This window comes from Mesorhizobium sp. M1088 (assembly GCF_040318575.1).
Classification (GTDB): domain Bacteria; phylum Pseudomonadota; class Alphaproteobacteria; order Rhizobiales; family Rhizobiaceae; genus Mesorhizobium.
Map to the genome: position 1 here is coordinate 1 of NZ_JAMYMO010000066.1, position 15,797 is coordinate 15,797.

The window sequence follows — 15,797 nt, forward strand, 5'->3', positions numbered from 1 at the left end:
ACATAGAAATTGACACTGCAAGCTCCTCGGCTCCTTGCTTCAGTGTCAGTATGTCTCGCTCATCACCTCAAGCCGCGCCAGATGGGGTCAGCTTGGCGCTTACGGTGAGCTACCCGGCCCTCGATTCGCATCCCGATCAGGTGATTTGCGCGCAGACAGATGTTGCAGGGCTCGGGCATGTTCGCTTTCGGCCTTCACGCGGGCTATGAGGGTGCGCGCCGCATGATGGACCGGTATCACTCGAGCGGTCAGCCTCGGCGAGGCCGCCGGCCGAAGTCGCCGAGATCGCCTTTCACAATAAGGCAGTCGTCTATGCCATCCTGTTCGACGCCGTCGCCGTAGCGCTCAAGCCCTTCGCCGCCGATGATCCGCGGCACCTAGGCGGTGAGATCGGTTCCTGGCCATTCTTCACACATGGGGCCAGGCACTCGCCCATTATCCGCACGCTGCCCGATCTCAGTCGAAATCGGGGTGCCACCAAAGGGCCTAAGAAATGATCCAGGCGCCGCGACGTGGACACGCCGGGGCCAGACCACTTCAACTCAGTCAACCGCCAGGCCGCACCACTCTGCCAAGAACAATGCCATTGTTTTCGTCACGCGCTTGACCGACTCCAGGTCGACGCGCTCGTTAAAACCATGGGCCTTTTCCACCGTTGGCCCATAATTTACGCCCCACGTGTCCTGGTACAGGTTGAAGTATCGTGCATCCGACGACGCAGAGGTGACAACCTCCCGCATTTTCGTGCCTGTGGTCGCCGCGTGGGCTCGGCGAAGGATATCCTCAGGGATTTCATCCTGCCTGACAAAATAGCCAGCGGACATGTGTCCAAAGTACTCAACCACAGGCGGGTTGTTCGACAGGTAGGGGTCGTCCCGGCTCGCGGCCCTAACAGCCTCTTCGATTTCGCGACGAACCTCCTCCTGGCTAAACCCAGGCATAAGTCCAACTCGTACATTCAGCGCCGCACTTGAGGGCACGCTCGAGGTCCACTCGCCGCCCTGGATCTGGCCGATATTGACGCGGACGGGGAACGGATGGTCGCAATAGAGGGGAATTTCACTCTTTCGTTCGTTCCACCCGGCTTCGAGCGCTTTGATATGCGGCCAAAGAGCCATCGCCTTCTCAATCGCGTTTGTCCCTGCACCAATGTACCCGGAAGCGTGCTCTGGATCCCCCTTGATCTTGATCCGCACCCATATCAGCCCGACTTCGCCACGGGTGAACAACTCTCCGCTCGGCTCTGGTATGAAGGCCGCATCGGCGCGATACCCGCGCTGAAGGCAGGCTAGAGTACCGTTTCCGGTGCTTTCTTCTTCAACAACCGACTGAAAGTGTATCCGTCCTTCCGGCGAATATCCGCTGTTTCTGACGGCATCAAAGGCGAAGAGGGTTGCTGCGAGCCCCGACTTCATGTCGCCTGACCCGCGCCCGTACAACCATTTTCCTTCGATCTTTGGCTGGAATGGGCCAAACCGCCATCGATCGTGACATCCTGTAGGGACCACGTCGACGTGGCCATTAAAAATGAGCGAGCGCCCTTTCTCTCTTCCCGGCCGATACGTGCCGACGACGTTGAACGCCTGATCATAAGAAGTTTCAACTGGGCTGAAACCGGGGATACCCTTCAGATCGCCGACATCGAGCTTCCATTTATCGACATCCAGGTCGCGCTCACGCATCGCGTCAGCCATCAGATGTTGAGCCGTCGCCTCCTGCCCCCGCAGTGATGGTATGCCCACCAATGCCTGTGTGAACTGAACTTGTCTATCGAAGCCGCCGTCGACGGCGGCGCAAATGTCATTTACGACCTGATCGGGTAACACAGTCGAATGTCCTCCAATGGATACGTCGCTAATTGCGAGTTCGGCGGGTCGGTCGTTCGCTTCCAGTCACGAACTTGAGGCCATGGAGGCCCTGAACTGACTAACAGTATGCCGGAGAAGGACCATTTTAACGAGGAGAGAACTGCGCCAGTTCGTTAACATAGCCGGGTGCGATGGGCGCAAAAGGTTCTGGCCCTCCAACCTGAGCTTCTATGCTTGCGCGCCGGTGCTCTCTAGCACCGTCGTACTAGTTCGGATGGCAGTTGGGCGACTTTCCGACTTCGTCCAGATCGACGGTGTGCGCAACTGCTGCGAAGTGTGAAACCCTGGAGCGGCTTCCAACAATCTCGGGATTGTGTTGACGGCGACGGCAGCAGTGCCTAGCCCTCCCAACTGAGAGATCTGTTCCCTCACTACCACGTCAACAACAGGGCTTCCGCTAATGCGGACGCGGTCTCCGAGGGGTTCATCTCGATCGTCAGGATCCAAGAAGGCAACCATCTCAAAGCGGAGTTTTTCATCGCCCCTTGAAAGTCCAACCACCGATTGACGGAAGCCACATACACGACCTGGCTCGATTTCGATGAATGAGGTGCGTCGGCGGCGCGAAGTAATAATCGCAGACTTGGTCTGCCGGAGTTCGTCAACCTCGAGGCCCATTGAAACTGCGACCATGCCAGCCGTTTCTAAGAGCCCGATGTGACCAATGGTGCCGTCTTTGGCGCCCAATACAAACTCGGACTCGGTAAGTCCTGCACCGATGTGCCTCATCTCGTCCGGCCCGTATGGAGAAAAGTCGACTACGCGTCGCCCATCCACTCGGTTGATCTCCCAACAGGGTGAGGACGCTGAGATCGGAAGAACATCCAATATGAACCCGGGATTGATACCTACAGCGGTGACGCGTGCACCTCCCGCTTTGGCCCGACGATCAATCTCCTCCGCCACGCCGATGTTGGAACCGAGTGGGAAGAATAGCTCTTGCGTTATGGTGACAACGTTAATGCCTCTTGCAGCCAATGATGCGACGACAGGATATGCCTCGGCCGCGAAAGCGGTCGTCGCGTGCAGAGCGACATCGGCCTTCATTTGGTCCGCCGCCTCCGGAGACGACACGTGAATACCGTTCAAGGTCGGTTCCTGAAGCAGGTCGCCAAGATCACGGCCGATCTTGCTAGGATCATGGTCAATCGCGCCGACTATGGATACATCGTTGCGTTGTCCGAGTAGGCGCAGCATCAACCCACCCATAGCTCCTACGCCATATTGCATGATTCTCATTTTTGGTTTCTCCCAGTTGTAACGGATCGTATTGGCAATCAACTACTCGGCAGATGAGGACGCTGGTTGCTAACGAACAAATTGCTCTACGTAGCCCGCGCCTCGACCGACCGCTTCGTAGTGACGCGAAGCAGCAGCGAGTTTGGTGAACACATCCTCGTACCCTAAGGGCACGCCCTGAGGATCGACGTAGACGTAGCCACCACTTACGTGGAATAGCGTAATCATCTCACTGCAACCGTCAGGCACGACGAGCGTATGTGTCTCGCCCGGCGGCTCGAATGCATAGTCGCCAGCATTGGCGATCCAATCATGTTCCAGATATTGCCATGTTCCACGAAGCACCATCGCATGAACAGGGCCACTATGGCGGTGCCGAGAAAGAACTCCAGATTTGGTAACTCGAAGTAGATTGACGTAATATCCTTCGCTGACGGAAAGCAGAAGCGGTCTGAACCAAACCCCGTCAGCCTGGGGGACCCACCCATCTTGATCGGCATCCAGATCAAGGGAACCGGACAAGAATAAGTCGGGGCGCATGCCCCGCGGTTGGGGCATCTGGTATGGTTGTTTTGAAAAGTCGAGCGCACTCACGGCATACATCCTCTTAAAACGAGGCAGTGATGGTATGTCTGCCCCTGTGAATTATTCGGTCCCCCAACCCGACTGAAGTACCTGAATCACCTGTGAAGCGACGGCCGTCAAAGCAAGTGTTATCCGGCCGCCCTTCACGCTGCATCTTATCGAGACCGAACAGCTTTGATACTATCGCGTGACCTCTTAGTGACGCGGCTCGTTACACCGTCTATGCCTGCCAGCTTTACCCTGTGGTTTCTGCACCAGCCTCGAGGTGCTTTCGGACCCCGTGATAACTCACTCAACTAAGGCCAGTTGCTTGGGGCTAAGGCGCCTAGCCGCAGCGCGACGGTGGCCTTCCAGTTTCTCCGTAGCACTCTGGCGCACGGCAGCCGGAGCCACGGCGGCAACGCCACGCTCGTCCAACCACTGGTGGGTGGCAATCTTCACGTAGGAGCCTACCCAGAGGCCGCCGGTGTAGCGGCCTGCAGCCATTGTTGGCAGGGTGTGGTTTGTACCGCAGCACTTGTCCGAATAGACGACGCTGGCTAGTTCACCGATGAAGAGGGACCCGTAATTCCGAAGCTTCTTGGCCGTTGCCTGAGGATCTCGAGTGTGGACCTGCAGATGCTCCGCCGCGATATAGTCCGAGTAGGCGATCATGGTGTCTTCGTCTTCGACGACCGTGATCTCGCCATAATCCTTCCATGCAGCGCCTGCCACCGGCGCCGTCGGCAGGTCTTCCAGCTGCCGCTCAACTTCCTTGAGGACGTCTTCAGCAAGCTTGCGATTAGTTGTCACGAGGCCAACACGGGTACGGACGTCATGCTCGGCCTGCGCCAGCAGATCGGTTGCGATAGTTGCTGCATTGCCGGTTTCGTCAGCGACAATGAATATCTCGCTTGGACCCGCGAGTTGGTCAATTCCAACCTGACCGAACACCTGGCGCTTGGCTTCGTTGACAAAGGCATTGCCCGGGCCGACGATCTTGTCAACTGCCGGAATCGTTGCGGTGCCGTATGCCATCGCGGCGATCGCCTGGGCTCCGCCAACCCGGAAAATGCGGTCTGCGCCAGCGAGATGACAACCTGCGATCATGGCGCGATGGGCGTTCGGTGGAAGGCAGGCGATGACCTGATCACAGCCCGCGACCTTCGCCGGCACAATGGTCATGACCGGAGCCGACAGAAGCGGGTACCGGCCGCCAGGCACGTAGCAGCCGACTGTCTTAATCGGGATAACCCGATGCCCGAGATGAACACCTGGGAGGCTCTCGATTTCAAGCGGCAGGATGGTAGCCAACTGCGCCTCGGCGAAGCGTCGAACGTTAGCGATCGCAAATTCAGTGTCTTCGCGAGTCTGCGGGTCGAGGTCGGCAACGGCTTTCTGCTTTTCTTCTGCGGTGACTTCGAAGTCGGCGACGTCAGCCTTATCGAAGGCAAGGGAGTATTCACGAACCGCGGCGTCCCCTCTCTCGCGGACGTTAGCAACAATGTCCTTGACGGTCTTCTCGATCGGGGCCGTGTCGGAGACAGCGTCCCGAGAGGGTCCCTTAATCTGTGTGAATTTACCCTTTAGCGCTTCGAGACGCGACGTCATCCGTATCTCCTTAAGTGTGGGATGGATTTTCGATGAGCATCCCGCAGCCAAAGAAATTTGGCAATTGCCTGCCAACCACTTGTTCACTATATTCACCAGTCAACGTGCCGTCCGTTTCATTGATGGACTGAAGAGGCAAGGGTATGCGCTCAGACAAGTTCAACATTAGGAACTGACCATGCCGCAGATTGGGAGCAAACTTCGTGAGCTGCGACGCCGACGGGACCTTGGCGTTAGAGAGTTGGCATCCCGTTCGGGCCTATCTCATTCTACGATATCTCTCATCGAGCGAGATCGAATGAGCCCTTCGATCGACACCTTGGGTGCTATATTGGACGCGCTTGGAACGACGCTTACAGGTTTCTTCTCCGACCTGCAGTCGAGCCTTCCGTATTCCCCTTTCTATGCGTCAGCCGATCTAGTAGAAATTGGAAAAATCGACACAATTTCATATCGTGTTATCGGATTGGACCACCCCAACCGCCAACTGCTGCTGTTGCACGAGCGATATGCTCCTCGGGCGGATAGCGGCGAGGAATTTACTCATGCCGCGCAAGAAGCTGGGATGGTTTTGTCTGGAACGGTCGAGGTGACGGTGGGCAACCAGAGGCGGGTACTCAAGCCCGGCGACGGCTACTATTTTGACAGCCGTCTGCCACATCGGTTTCGGAACCTTCACGACGGCCATAGCGAAATTCTTAGCGCCATCACTCCTCCCACCTATTGATTGTCCGGCCAATACTAGCCCTGGTGAGTATAGTAACCAACGGCGCGCAACGGCTTCCCAAACGTGGAAAATCTGCGATTCATACTCTAGCTGCCAATAATACCGGAGTTGACCACCTCGCGTTTTTCGCCGTGGAGCGCAACCATCAGATGGGAGGAGGTCGTCTGCATCCGCCCTGGGAGGAGACTTGAGAGGCCAACCAGATCGAGCGAAACGTCCTCATCGATCGCTGTGCCTTAGCTGCATCTCAACGCCAGATGACGACGATATAAAAACTGCATTTGACGCAAGCCGCCAGGACGGTTGAATGTCTGCCTAGACCAAAGCTTGGAACGTTAAGCGACAGCTTCGGACATCGGTCCGATGTGTACTGTTGCGCAACCGAACCACAACATGGCAATCATTGAGGTGAGATATGGCGACGATGTCCTCAGCTATTCCTCTGACGGGTGTCCCGTTCCCGAGATCCGAGTACGAGCGCAGGCAGCTCAACGTGCTGGAGGCAGTGGCGAGCGCGGGGCTAGACGCACTTGTAGTGACTGCCCATGGCCATCTTCGGTATCTCAGCGGATACGATGGCAGTGGTGGATACTTCGCACCGTTTCCTTTGATCATGGTGCCCGGTCGGTCGCCAATATTTGTTGTCCGGCAGTATGACCAGCAAGCGGTTTGTTCGTATAGTTGTATTGAAGAGATAGTTACTTATACCCATCAGCAAGATTTTGGGAAAGTGTGTGCCGACGTCCTTCGTCGGTATGGCTTGCAAAGCAAGAGGATCGGTTTTGAGCTTGGCTGCTGGAACCTCGCGCTGGCAGATGTCAATGCGCTTCAGGCACAGCTTCCCGACTTAAAAGTTGCCGATGCGACTCGGCTAGTGTCGTCGGTGGCGGCGGTGAAGGGCGAGCTAGAACTGGGGTGCATGCGCGACGCGATGCGCATGACGGACCTGGCAGTACGAACCTTCCAGAGCTCGCTCCGGGAAGGCGTCACCGAACTGGAAATGGCGGGGGCCATGGCGACGGCGATCGAGGCAGATGCGAGCAATGTGGGCGGTGAAATTGGGATATCTCCCCCCACCATTCTGTTCGGGGAACGGACGAAGTTGCCGCATGGCCCCCCATCTCGGCATCCAATTAGTAATAATGAGCCGGCTTTTCTGGAAATCGGCGCATCGAAGCACGGGTACACCGTAGGGATGGTCCGGTGCGCTGTGCTTGGGCGACATCCTGAGGCTGAGTCTCTACACACCTTGGCCGAGGAGGTCATTCACGCCCTCGTTTCTGCAATCAAGCCGGGTGCCACCGCGGGGGCGGTGGACGCCGCCGGGTGCGAGGTGCTCAAGCGATCTGGGCGCAAGGGAGTCTTTCGCCAACGAACCGGATACCAAACCGGCCTCAATTGGACTGAACGCGGAGACTTGAGCTTGGAGCCAGGTGCGGATGACGTCCTTAAGGCCGGCATGACGTTGCACATGCCTAATATATTGTGCGGCGAAAACGGCTACTTATTCGGGGCTGGCGCTCACGTCCTAGTGACAGAGCGTGGTGCGGAACTACTGAGCCAAACACCCCCCACGCTCTATCGCGCATGACACTTAGCAAGTCGCGTCGAGATGAGGACTGACTATGACTGGGCGCCTGCGAAGCGGGCTGATCAGGCATTTTCAGGCGAACATGATTTGAAGGAGCTTGGTACATGACATCGCAAACCCCGCGCTTTCTTGGTATTCTATGCCTTGAATATGGGCTCTCGCCTGGACCTATTTCGCCTACGCCGGAGCCCGGCTCAATGATGGATCCGGCGAACTACGATTTCCCGATCATCACGGAAACCGTAGAGGGAGCCTGGGCGGATTCCGTTATCCGCGGCGATCCAGCCCTTGAGCCAGCCTGCATAGCAGCTGCCAAGAGATTAGTTGAACGAGGCGCGATCGCAATAGGCGCGGACTGCGGCTTCTTTATCCGCCACCAGGCGGCGGTGGCGGTGGCGATGAATGTCCCGGTGGCGCTGTCGAGCCTGCTCTTGGTGCCGACGCTGCTCCGGGAGCTGCCTCGTGCTGCTAAACTCGCGGTCATCACCGCCGACTCGACTAATTGCGGCAAAGATTTGCTCGGGGTCGACGATCCGGCCGATTGGGCGAGGGTGGTTATCGGCGGTATCGAAGGCGGCAAGTTGCTGCGAAACGAGTTGGTGCGGCCGCCAATCCCGACCGATGTCGCTGATATCGAGGAAGAGGTTGGTGCCTGCATCGCTCGACTCCGTGCAGCGCATCCTGAGATCGCTGCGATCCTTTTCGAATGCACGGTGTTCCCGTTGGTAACACCAAAGATCCGCCGTAGCACAGGCCTGCCCATCTACGACATCACGGACCTATGTCGGCTGACGCTCGCGTCCGTCTCCTGAGGATGTTCCATGGCTCGGCTTCGCTGCGACAGCTCCCTTTGCTGCCCAGCAATAGTAGCTAGCTGTGAGCCTTGATAGGAACACAGACCGTTTTGAGCTGGATTCTTCACTTATGAGACGCGCGTCGGAAGAAGCAGGATCTTGGGACTCCAAGTTTTAGCCGCAGTTCGCGTTCGTTTTGCGCGTGGCGGAGGAAGGATGCCGCACCACCAACGCCATCGAAGCGCTGAATTCGAAGCTGCGCCGCACCGGATGCGACCGTCAAGCGTTTCCACTATGACTATCACGATCAGCTGCGCCCGGAATCTCGCCGACTTCCTCTCGGCCTACAACTTCGCGCGCAGGCTGAAGACCCCCAAAAGGCCTCACACCTTCCAGTTCATCAGCAAATCTGGAAAAAAGAGCCTGAACACTTCCGACTAGACCCAACCCATCAAAGCCGGGACTAAACATTAGGGTCATCTCGCTTCTAGATGACGATAATATACAAACTGCATTTGACGGAAGTCGCCGCGCGATGATCAAATGCAAGCACCAATCGGCCGAAAAAGATATGCCAAGCGGCCACAAAGATGTGGGAACAGGGTGCACAGTATTGAGACTTTCCGGGATCTGCATGGCGCCGCTACCTCCACGAAAATCCCGAGCTGGACTATCGGGTAGATAACACAGCGAGGTTCGATGGCCGAGAAACTGGCTTCATTCGGCATCAATCATATCGAAACGGGGATGGCTGGGTGCTGGGGCCGTCGCCTTGATCTTTCAGCCCGCGGAAGAAGATGGGCGGGGCGGCCAAAGAATGGTCCAGGAAGGGATCATGGACCGTTTCGGCATCTCTCAGGTCTTTGGCATGCACAATGAGCCAGGCATGGAGGTCGGCAAATTCGGGATTTGCGACGGCCCTTTGGGAGCCGCGCTCGACGAGTTCGACATTATTGTGAAGGGCCAAGGGCGGCCATGCGGCCTCCCCACATAAGAACATCGATCCCATCGTTCTTGCCGCTCAAATCATTCTCGGTCTGCAGGCTTTGGTCTCGCGCGGCACGGACCCGCTTGAGTCTTTGGTCATCTCCGTCACCAAGTTGAACGCCGGCACTGCGTACAACATCATTCCAGACCATGCTGAAATATGCGGCACCGTCCGGACCCTCGCGCCCGGTCTTCGGGACTTCGCCGAACGACAGATCCTGGCGGCAGATCAAGGCATTGCGCGTGGATTTGGCGGGGATGTCGAGTTGAAATACCGGCGACTAGAGCCTGTTACATTCAACCACACGGCTGAAACCAACGTGGCGATCAAAGCGGCGCGGAGTCTCGTGGGCCTGCCTCCGTGGACGACAACATCAGACCATCGATGGGGTCGGAGGATTTCGCCTACATGCTCGAGGCGCGACCGGGGGCGACTGATATTCGCGCGCCTTCCGCAGCCATTGTCTGCGGTCTTCGATCCGGGGAGCATGTCGACGTCAACGAAGCGGTGGCGCTCGTTGCACGGCCGGTAGATCTCGCAAAATCAGGCGCGCATTGACCACTATTGAGTGCACCGTTGGAGAGAAGACCGAGCGTCGACACTCCCTTGCGGACTGGCTATCGCATGAGACCGGCCGGTGACATGTGCCGCTGGTCTGTTCGTCCGGGCCGCATGGATGATCGGCAAGCCTCCGGTGAGGACCGGTCTGGGCAAATTGGAAATTCGAGCTAAGAGCCGACCGTATGGCAGGCTCTAAGCCATATCCCAGCTTGAGCTTCGTTTGGTGGTGGACGGATGCGGAGAAGGTCCGGATTTTCGAGGACAGCTTGCGCGGACAGCCGTCAACTGCGGCCGCTGACCCTGGTTTTACGGTGCTCGATGTGCTCCAGTCGTAGAAGAACTCGGAAGGCTGCTGGTCTTACCCTCGCAGAACTCGCGACCATTGTGCGACAGCACGACCGCGCTGCGGGCATGTTCGCTTCGAGATGGGACCAATCTAGCTTCGCATCCTGGTCATCCAAACCGCGCCCAGATAACGTAATGAAAATGCGGCAGATTCATCTTGTCGCATTTCTCTGTGAATTGGTAGTTTCAGTTCCATCGCGTGGCCAGATGACGACAATATAGAAACTAGATTTGACGCAGGCCGCCGTGGAAGATGAATGTGCGACAAGGAAGGCGCAAATCGGCTGTGCAATAGGATTGTCGCTGCACCTGCGGTTAGCGCCTTCTAAACAACAAGACAGCAATTGAGGTGATCTGTGACCACTACATCTCCAGCAGTTCCGCTGACGGTCCTTCCATTCCCTAATACAGAGTATGAACGCCGTCAGCAGAAAGTGTTCGAGGCTATGGAACGAGCCAACCTCGACGCCCTCTTGGTAACCGCTCACGGACACCTTCAGTATCTTAGCGGATATGACGGGCGCGGTGCATATTTCATGCCGTTCCCATTGATCCTCGTACCGGGAAAAAAGCCGACCTTCGTCGTCCGGGAGTATGAATTAGGCGGCGTTCGTCCGAGCAGCTGCGTCCAGGAAATACTTACCTACAGGGACCAAGATGGGTTTGCCCCGGTATGCGCCGATGTTATTCGCCGGTTCGGTTTAAACGGGCGCAGAATTGGACTCGAGCTTGGCTGCTGGAATCTTGCGCCAGCAGACGTTAGTGCGCTTCAGGCGCAACTTCCCGATACGAAATTCGCTGACGCAACTTCTCTGGTGGCGACGGTGGCAGCCGTAAAGACGGAGATGGAACTTAAAGCCATGCGCTTTGCAATCGAACTGACGGATGTGGCCGTCAGAACATTCCAGCAATCATTGCGGGAGGGCATTACGGAATCGGAAGTGGCCGAGAACATTGAGCGGGAGGTTGAGAAGGCAGGGGGTGTATTGCGGTCGAGTTCCATGACTCTGCTGTTTGGGGAGCGGACGAAACTTTCGCACGGCGGTCCGAAGCCGCATCCGATTGGTAAGAATCAGCCAGCTTTCATGGAACTTGGTGGCGTGAAGGACGGATACCCCTGTGGCCTGGTCCGGAGCGCTGTACTTGGCCGACATGCCGAAACTGAATATCTGCACGACCTCTCGATCGAAGTTCTGGAGGCGGTTATTTCTGCGATCAAGCCTGGCGCGACCGCCGGCGAAGTTGATGCTGCCGGGCGAGAGGTGCTCAAGCGCCATGGGCGTCCTGAGTTGCTTAATCACCGCGTCGGCTACCAAACCGGCATCAACTGGTTGGAGCGCGGCAACATCAGCCTTCAGCCTGGCGCTACGGATATACTTAAACCAAACATGACATTACATATGCCAATCATCCTGTGCGGCGAAAGTGGTTACCTGTTTGGAACCAGCGAGCATGTCGTGGTGACAGGCCAAGGCGCGGAAATACTCAGTCGCACACCTCACACGCTGTATCGCGCATAATTGAAGGGCGGAGCTTTACCCATACCGCATTGAAAGTTCCTGGAATTTTGCAGAGTGAGGCAATCAAATGGCGTGACCGAAGGCTGGCTTCGTTCGGCATCGATCACCCTGAGGCGGGATAGCTAACGTAGACGCAGCTTCCGCAGTTGCTATGGAAGCCGATTGGGCGAAGGGTGTCTGCGGGGCGGCGATTGCTTCGAGGGCGGACATGGGCGCCCCTACGCAATTCAATCCTATCCGTATCGTCGGGCCAACTCGACCGACGTGGCCGCTCGATGCGCGCCGGCGCGTTTCAGAAGGCTGTCGCTGCATATCGACGGCACACGTGATCCGCGCTTCGCATGACGAGTTGAAGTCAGCTCTTATGGCGTTATTCGATTGGGCGGACCGTTCGGACACTCTCTTTGCGGACCTTGCTATGCTTGATGAAGCAACCCGCTGATCGCGCCTTCGGACAGTTTAAATCTGAACTCTGGTTTAAATCTGAACTCTGGAAAGGGAAATGCCATGATTCAACACAAGAAGTTCTATATCGACGGCAAGTGGATCGACCCGCTGGACGGACGCGGTTTCGATGTCATCGACCCCTCGACTGAGGAGGTCTCTGCCAGGATCTCGCTAGGCGGCAAGGCCGATACCGACCGGGCTGTTGCGGCCGCGCGCGCCGCGTTCCCGCACTGGGCCGCGAACCCGCCGACAGAGCGACTTGCCGCCGTTCAGCGCATCCAGAACGTCTACGAGAAGCGCGCCGAGGAGATGGCGAAGGCGATCAGTCTCGAAATGGGAGCGCCGATCGACTGGGCCTGCGGGGCGCAGACGGTCGCCGGCAGCGGGGTCATCAACGACTTCATTAAGAGCTTCAAGACATTCGAGTTCCTGCGCGAGGCCGGACCGCGCTCGCCCCGGACCCGCATCAGCTTCCATCCAGTCGGCGTGGCCGCGCTTATAACACCCTGGAACTGGCCGATGAACCAGATCACGCTTAAGGTCATCCCGGCGCTTCTCGCCGGCTGCTCGATGGTGCTTAAGCCTTCCGAGATCGCGCCGCTGTCGGCGTTGCTGTTCGCCGAGATCGTCGAGGAGGCCGGCCTGCCGGCGGGCGTCTTCAACCTGGTGAATGGCGACGGCGGCGGAGTGGGCAGCCAGCTTTCCGCCCATGAAGACGTCGACATGGTGAGCTTCACCGGCTCGACGCGCGCAGGCATAGCCATTTCGAGCGCGGCGGCAGCCACGCTGAAGAAGGTGTGCCTCGAGCTCGGCGGCAACGGTGCTAACCTGATCTTCGCCGACGCTGGAGAGAAGACGATCCACAGCGGTACCCGTCGCGTTTTCAATAATTCCGGCCAGTCCTGCAATTCACCCGCACGCATGCTGGTCGAGCGCTCCATCTACAAAGATGCGGTGGAGATCGCGCGCAGGGTCGCGGAAAAGACCGTTGTCGCCTCCGCCCACGAGGCCGGTTCGCATATCGGTCCGGTGGTTTCGGCGGCGCAGTTCGACAAGATCCAAGACCTGATCGAAACCGGCATCAAGGAAGGCGCGCGCCTGGTCGCGGGCGGTCCGGGGCGCCCCGCAGACCTCAAGAAGGGATATTTTGTGCGCCCGACCGTTTTTGCCGATGTCGAGCCCGGCATGCGCGTCCAAAGCGAGGAAATCTTCGGTCCGGTCATCACGATCATGCCGTTCGACAGCGAGGAACAGGCGATCAAGATCGCCAACGACACCCTGTACGGGCTGACCAACTACATCCAGACGGCAGACGAGGAACGGCGCAAGCGGCTAGCGTTCGCGTTGCGTTCGGGCATGGTAGAGACTAACACCGACCCAATCGGCCCCGACGCGTTTTTCGGGGGCGTCGGGTTCTCGGGTCGGGCGCGCGAGTGCGGCCACTGGGGCATCGAGGAATTCCTCGACGCCAAGGCAATCTCCGGTTGGCCGGCCTAGCCCGGCCGACGAATATGCTCTACAGGCCGGCACCGCTTCAGGCCGTGTCGGCTCCTGCTGCAGCTGGCGCTAGGCTCGCAATATCGGGCAATTCCATGGTGTGCAGGGAGTCAATACCGACGACATGTGCTGGCCAATGAGAGGTGTGCGCGATCCGGCGGACGCGGCCGGATCGTCACGACCTCATCAACCGCGTAAGCGCCGCCGGCCTCTGGACGCCGACCGTTGAACGGCTCTGGGCAGCGGAGCTATCCGGGAGCGGCGTGACTCTCATCGCCGGGGCCGCCGTGGTCGACCAGTATGGCTATGACAACGTCATGATGCGGATCTCGGCCGAGCGAAGCGAAATCCTCTATCGTGAGCGCATGCCGGTTGCCTGTCTCCATGTGGCAGCCATGGCTCGCCTGGGTTGGGCAGCGCAGCGGGGCGAGGGCGCATGTCTTTGCCAATCCGGTCGTCGACGTTGAGGGCGTGAAGGTTTCTCCGCTGATCTGCTACGAGCAGCATCGTATCCAGCCTTTCCGCAATCCGCGTCTCGATCCGCCGTTCGGCGGAGACCAGTGCGTCTGCGCACAGTCGCTCGGTTGTCGATATTGCTGGCAAGATGGTCAGCGTGTCCCTGCACCGCGCGACCAGACGCTGCGCAAGATCCTCGTTCGAGCGGGCCTCTTCAGCCTGATCGAAAAGCGAGTCCCGCAGATCACGAGCTCCGCGGCCCGCGAAAGTCTTGTAGCCGTAGGTCTGACGCAAAGCCTCCATGTGCTGCTGACGTGTCTGACGGCGGGTCGCATAAGTAAGGAGAGCATCGGCGGAAATGCCGAGCTGAGCTCCGATAAACGAAAGAACGGCGTTCGGAATCATCCCCCCGGAGCTTGGCATGCGGCGTTGTCCCTATTGAAGTATACTCTGTTGTGGACAACAATCGGCCCATGTAAATCAAGGCCTTCCGGCACCAAATCCACGAGGGTTCAATTGGGATAGCCCGTCGCGCCCTCTACTGCCGTGTTTCGACTGCCGACCAATCTTGCGAACGGCAGGAGCGTGACCTGACGGCTTTTGCAGCCCGTGTCGGTTACAAGTGGTGGCAACATTCAAGGAGACGGGTTCGGGTGCGAAGCTCGACCGTGCCGAACGCAGGAAAGTCATGGCGCTTGCTCAAGCGCGGCAGATCAACGCGATCCTCGTCACAGAGCTGTCTCGCTTGGGGCGCTCGACCGTCGACCTCCTCAACACATTGCGCGAGCTGGAAAGCTGGAAGGTCTCGGTGATCGCCATGAGCGGCATGGCATTCGATCTGTCCTCGCCGCACGGCCGGATGCTTCCGGCATTGCAGAATTTGAACGCGACCTCATCAGCGAGCGTGTCAAATCTGGCCTCGCTGCGGCAAAGGCGCGGGGAAAGAAACTTGGTAGGCAAAGAGCACAGCGGCCGAAGTCAGACCGGCTCGCTCCGAAAGTCCTCGCGCTTAAAGCTGAAGGCCGTAGTTACCGTGGATCGCCCGCGATATCGGCATCAGCAGCAACACTGTCGCTGCGATCTTGAAACGCTCGGTTTCATGCTACTCGACGCCGGTTCTTTCTGCCATCAAGCGACATCTGGACCGTTTCCTCAAGTCTTTCGTATGTGGTCTCGCCGAATTCCTAGATCGCCGAAGCCCGGCTCCGCTCGACGTAAATTTGCCGCAGATGCGCCGTAATCGAGCCCGGTTTACCGGCTCCGATCGGCTTGCCATTGATATTCACGACGGGGTTGACGAGACCGGACGCGGATGTGGAAAAGGCTTCCGCGGCGTTCTCGATCTCCTCGACCGTAAACGGCCGCTCCTCTATCCGGAGCTGAAGATTACCAGCGCATAGCAGCACGGCTTCGCGCGTAATGCCTTGCAGAATGTCGGTGGAAAGATCCCGTGTGACGATCGTTCCGTCCGCCGTGACGATATAGGTGCGGATTCCAGGGAATGACCGGACGGGATTCCGATCAAAATCCGGACGGCATTCCGATTTGAAGCCGGACAGCATTCCGATCAATTACCGGACGGTTTTTCC

At 58.0% G+C, this 15,797-nt stretch carries 13 protein-coding genes and 4 pseudogenes; 11 read left to right on the forward strand and 6 right to left on the reverse strand.

What is annotated here, in order from left to right; translation table 11 throughout:
- Positions 1-266: 266 nt before the first annotated feature.
- Positions 267-445: pseudogene (locus NKH49_RS33030) on the forward strand (IS91 family transposase); the annotation flags it as partial.
- 97 nt (positions 446-542) lie between these two features.
- Here NKH49_RS33030 and NKH49_RS33035 read toward each other — a convergent pair.
- The 4 genes from NKH49_RS33035 to hisD form a co-directional block, all read right to left on the reverse strand.
- Positions 543-1,826 carry an ArgE/DapE family deacylase gene (locus NKH49_RS33035; RefSeq protein ID WP_352929762.1) on the reverse strand — a complete coding sequence of 428 codons (1,284 nt, stop codon included), beginning with the start codon at positions 1,824-1,826 and terminating at the stop codon, positions 543-545.
- Between the two features lie 210 nt (positions 1,827-2,036).
- Entirely contained in the window at positions 2,037-3,107 is a 1,071-nt protein-coding gene (locus NKH49_RS33040; RefSeq protein ID WP_352929765.1) for an NAD(P)H-dependent amine dehydrogenase family protein, read from the reverse strand.
- Positions 3,108-3,176: 69 nt separating this feature from the next.
- Entirely contained in the window at positions 3,177-3,710 is a 534-nt protein-coding gene (locus NKH49_RS33045) for a 2,4'-dihydroxyacetophenone dioxygenase family protein (RefSeq protein WP_502907987.1), read from the reverse strand.
- A gap of 270 nt (positions 3,711-3,980) precedes the next feature.
- A complete protein-coding gene (gene hisD, locus NKH49_RS33050) occupies positions 3,981-5,282 on the reverse strand; it encodes a histidinol dehydrogenase (RefSeq protein WP_352929768.1) in 1,302 nt (433 codons plus the stop codon).
- A gap of 178 nt (positions 5,283-5,460) precedes the next feature.
- Between hisD and NKH49_RS33055 the strand changes: the two genes are divergently transcribed.
- The 8 genes and pseudogenes from NKH49_RS33055 to NKH49_RS33090 all read left to right on the forward strand — a co-directional run bounded on the left by NKH49_RS33055 (position 5,461) and on the right by NKH49_RS33090 (position 13,752).
- The gene (locus NKH49_RS33055) at positions 5,461-6,009 is read left to right on the forward strand and encodes a cupin domain-containing protein (RefSeq protein WP_352929771.1); all 549 of its coding nucleotides are present in this window, start codon (positions 5,461-5,463) and stop codon (positions 6,007-6,009) included.
- A 415-nt stretch (positions 6,010-6,424) separates the two neighbouring features.
- A complete protein-coding gene (locus tag NKH49_RS33060; protein WP_352929774.1) occupies positions 6,425-7,600 on the forward strand; it encodes a M24 family metallopeptidase in 1,176 nt (391 codons plus the stop codon).
- 104 nt (positions 7,601-7,704) lie between these two features.
- A complete protein-coding gene (locus NKH49_RS33065; RefSeq protein ID WP_352929776.1) occupies positions 7,705-8,412 on the forward strand; it encodes an aspartate/glutamate racemase family protein in 708 nt (235 codons plus the stop codon).
- A 251-nt stretch (positions 8,413-8,663) separates the two neighbouring features.
- Positions 8,664-8,790, forward strand: a pseudogene (locus NKH49_RS33070) (IS481 family transposase); the annotation flags it as partial.
- A gap of 376 nt (positions 8,791-9,166) precedes the next feature.
- Positions 9,167-9,388 carry a M20/M25/M40 family metallo-hydrolase gene (locus tag NKH49_RS33075; RefSeq protein WP_352929778.1) on the forward strand — a complete coding sequence of 74 codons (222 nt, stop codon included), beginning with the start codon at positions 9,167-9,169 and terminating at the stop codon, positions 9,386-9,388.
- A 31-nt stretch (positions 9,389-9,419) separates the two neighbouring features.
- Positions 9,420-9,914, forward strand: coding sequence for a zinc-binding metallopeptidase family protein (locus tag NKH49_RS33080; protein ID WP_352929789.1), 495 nt, complete (start codon positions 9,420-9,422; stop codon positions 9,912-9,914).
- Positions 9,915-10,644: 730 nt separating this feature from the next.
- On the forward strand, positions 10,645-11,808 hold the full coding sequence (locus tag NKH49_RS33085; RefSeq protein ID WP_352929781.1) for a M24 family metallopeptidase: 1,164 nt from the start codon (positions 10,645-10,647) through the stop codon (positions 11,806-11,808).
- A 507-nt stretch (positions 11,809-12,315) separates the two neighbouring features.
- Positions 12,316-13,752 (forward strand): aldehyde dehydrogenase family protein, encoded by a 1,437-nt coding sequence (locus tag NKH49_RS33090; RefSeq protein ID WP_352929784.1) that lies wholly within the window; start codon positions 12,316-12,318, stop codon positions 13,750-13,752.
- 465 nt (positions 13,753-14,217) lie between these two features.
- On the opposite strand, the pseudogene NKH49_RS33100 reads toward NKH49_RS33090, so the two are convergent.
- Positions 14,218-14,634, reverse strand: a pseudogene (locus tag NKH49_RS33100) (DUF4158 domain-containing protein); the annotation flags it as partial.
- A 199-nt stretch (positions 14,635-14,833) separates the two neighbouring features.
- Between NKH49_RS33100 and NKH49_RS35045 the strand changes: the two are divergent.
- Both NKH49_RS35045 and NKH49_RS35050 read left to right on the forward strand, forming a co-directional pair.
- Positions 14,834-15,094: pseudogene (locus NKH49_RS35045) on the forward strand (recombinase family protein); the annotation flags it as partial.
- An 8-nt stretch (positions 15,095-15,102) separates the two neighbouring features.
- A complete protein-coding gene (locus NKH49_RS35050) occupies positions 15,103-15,294 on the forward strand; it encodes a hypothetical protein (RefSeq protein ID WP_502907988.1) in 192 nt (63 codons plus the stop codon).
- Positions 15,295-15,392: 98 nt separating this feature from the next.
- On the opposite strand, the gene NKH49_RS33110 is transcribed toward NKH49_RS35050, so the two are convergent.
- Positions 15,393-15,770: an aminotransferase class IV gene (locus NKH49_RS33110; protein WP_352929792.1), complete on the reverse strand. Its 378-nt coding sequence runs from the start codon at positions 15,768-15,770 to the stop codon at positions 15,393-15,395.
- Between the last annotated feature and the right edge of the window lie 27 nt (positions 15,771-15,797).

What these genes read in the sequence shown, in the direction of transcription:
- NKH49_RS33090 (WP_352929784.1), top strand. Translation starts at nt 12,316, where the DNA reads ATGATTCAACACAAGAAGTTCTATATCGACGGCAAGTGGATCGACCCG.
- NKH49_RS33045 (WP_502907987.1), bottom strand. Translation starts at nt 3,710, where the DNA reads ATGTATGCCGTGAGTGCGCTCGACTTTTCAAAACAACCATACCAGATG.
- hisD (WP_352929768.1), bottom strand. Translation starts at nt 5,282, where the DNA reads ATGACGTCGCGTCTCGAAGCGCTAAAGGGTAAATTCACACAGATTAAG.
- NKH49_RS33110 (WP_352929792.1), bottom strand. Translation starts at nt 15,770, where the DNA reads ATGCTGTCCGGCTTCAAATCGGAATGCCGTCCGGATTTTGATCGGAAT.
- NKH49_RS33055 (WP_352929771.1), top strand. Translation starts at nt 5,461, where the DNA reads ATGCCGCAGATTGGGAGCAAACTTCGTGAGCTGCGACGCCGACGGGAC.
- NKH49_RS33040 (WP_352929765.1), bottom strand. Translation starts at nt 3,107, where the DNA reads ATGAGAATCATGCAATATGGCGTAGGAGCTATGGGTGGGTTGATGCTG.
- NKH49_RS33060 (WP_352929774.1), top strand. Translation starts at nt 6,425, where the DNA reads ATGGCGACGATGTCCTCAGCTATTCCTCTGACGGGTGTCCCGTTCCCG.
- NKH49_RS33065 (WP_352929776.1), top strand. Translation starts at nt 7,705, where the DNA reads ATGACATCGCAAACCCCGCGCTTTCTTGGTATTCTATGCCTTGAATAT.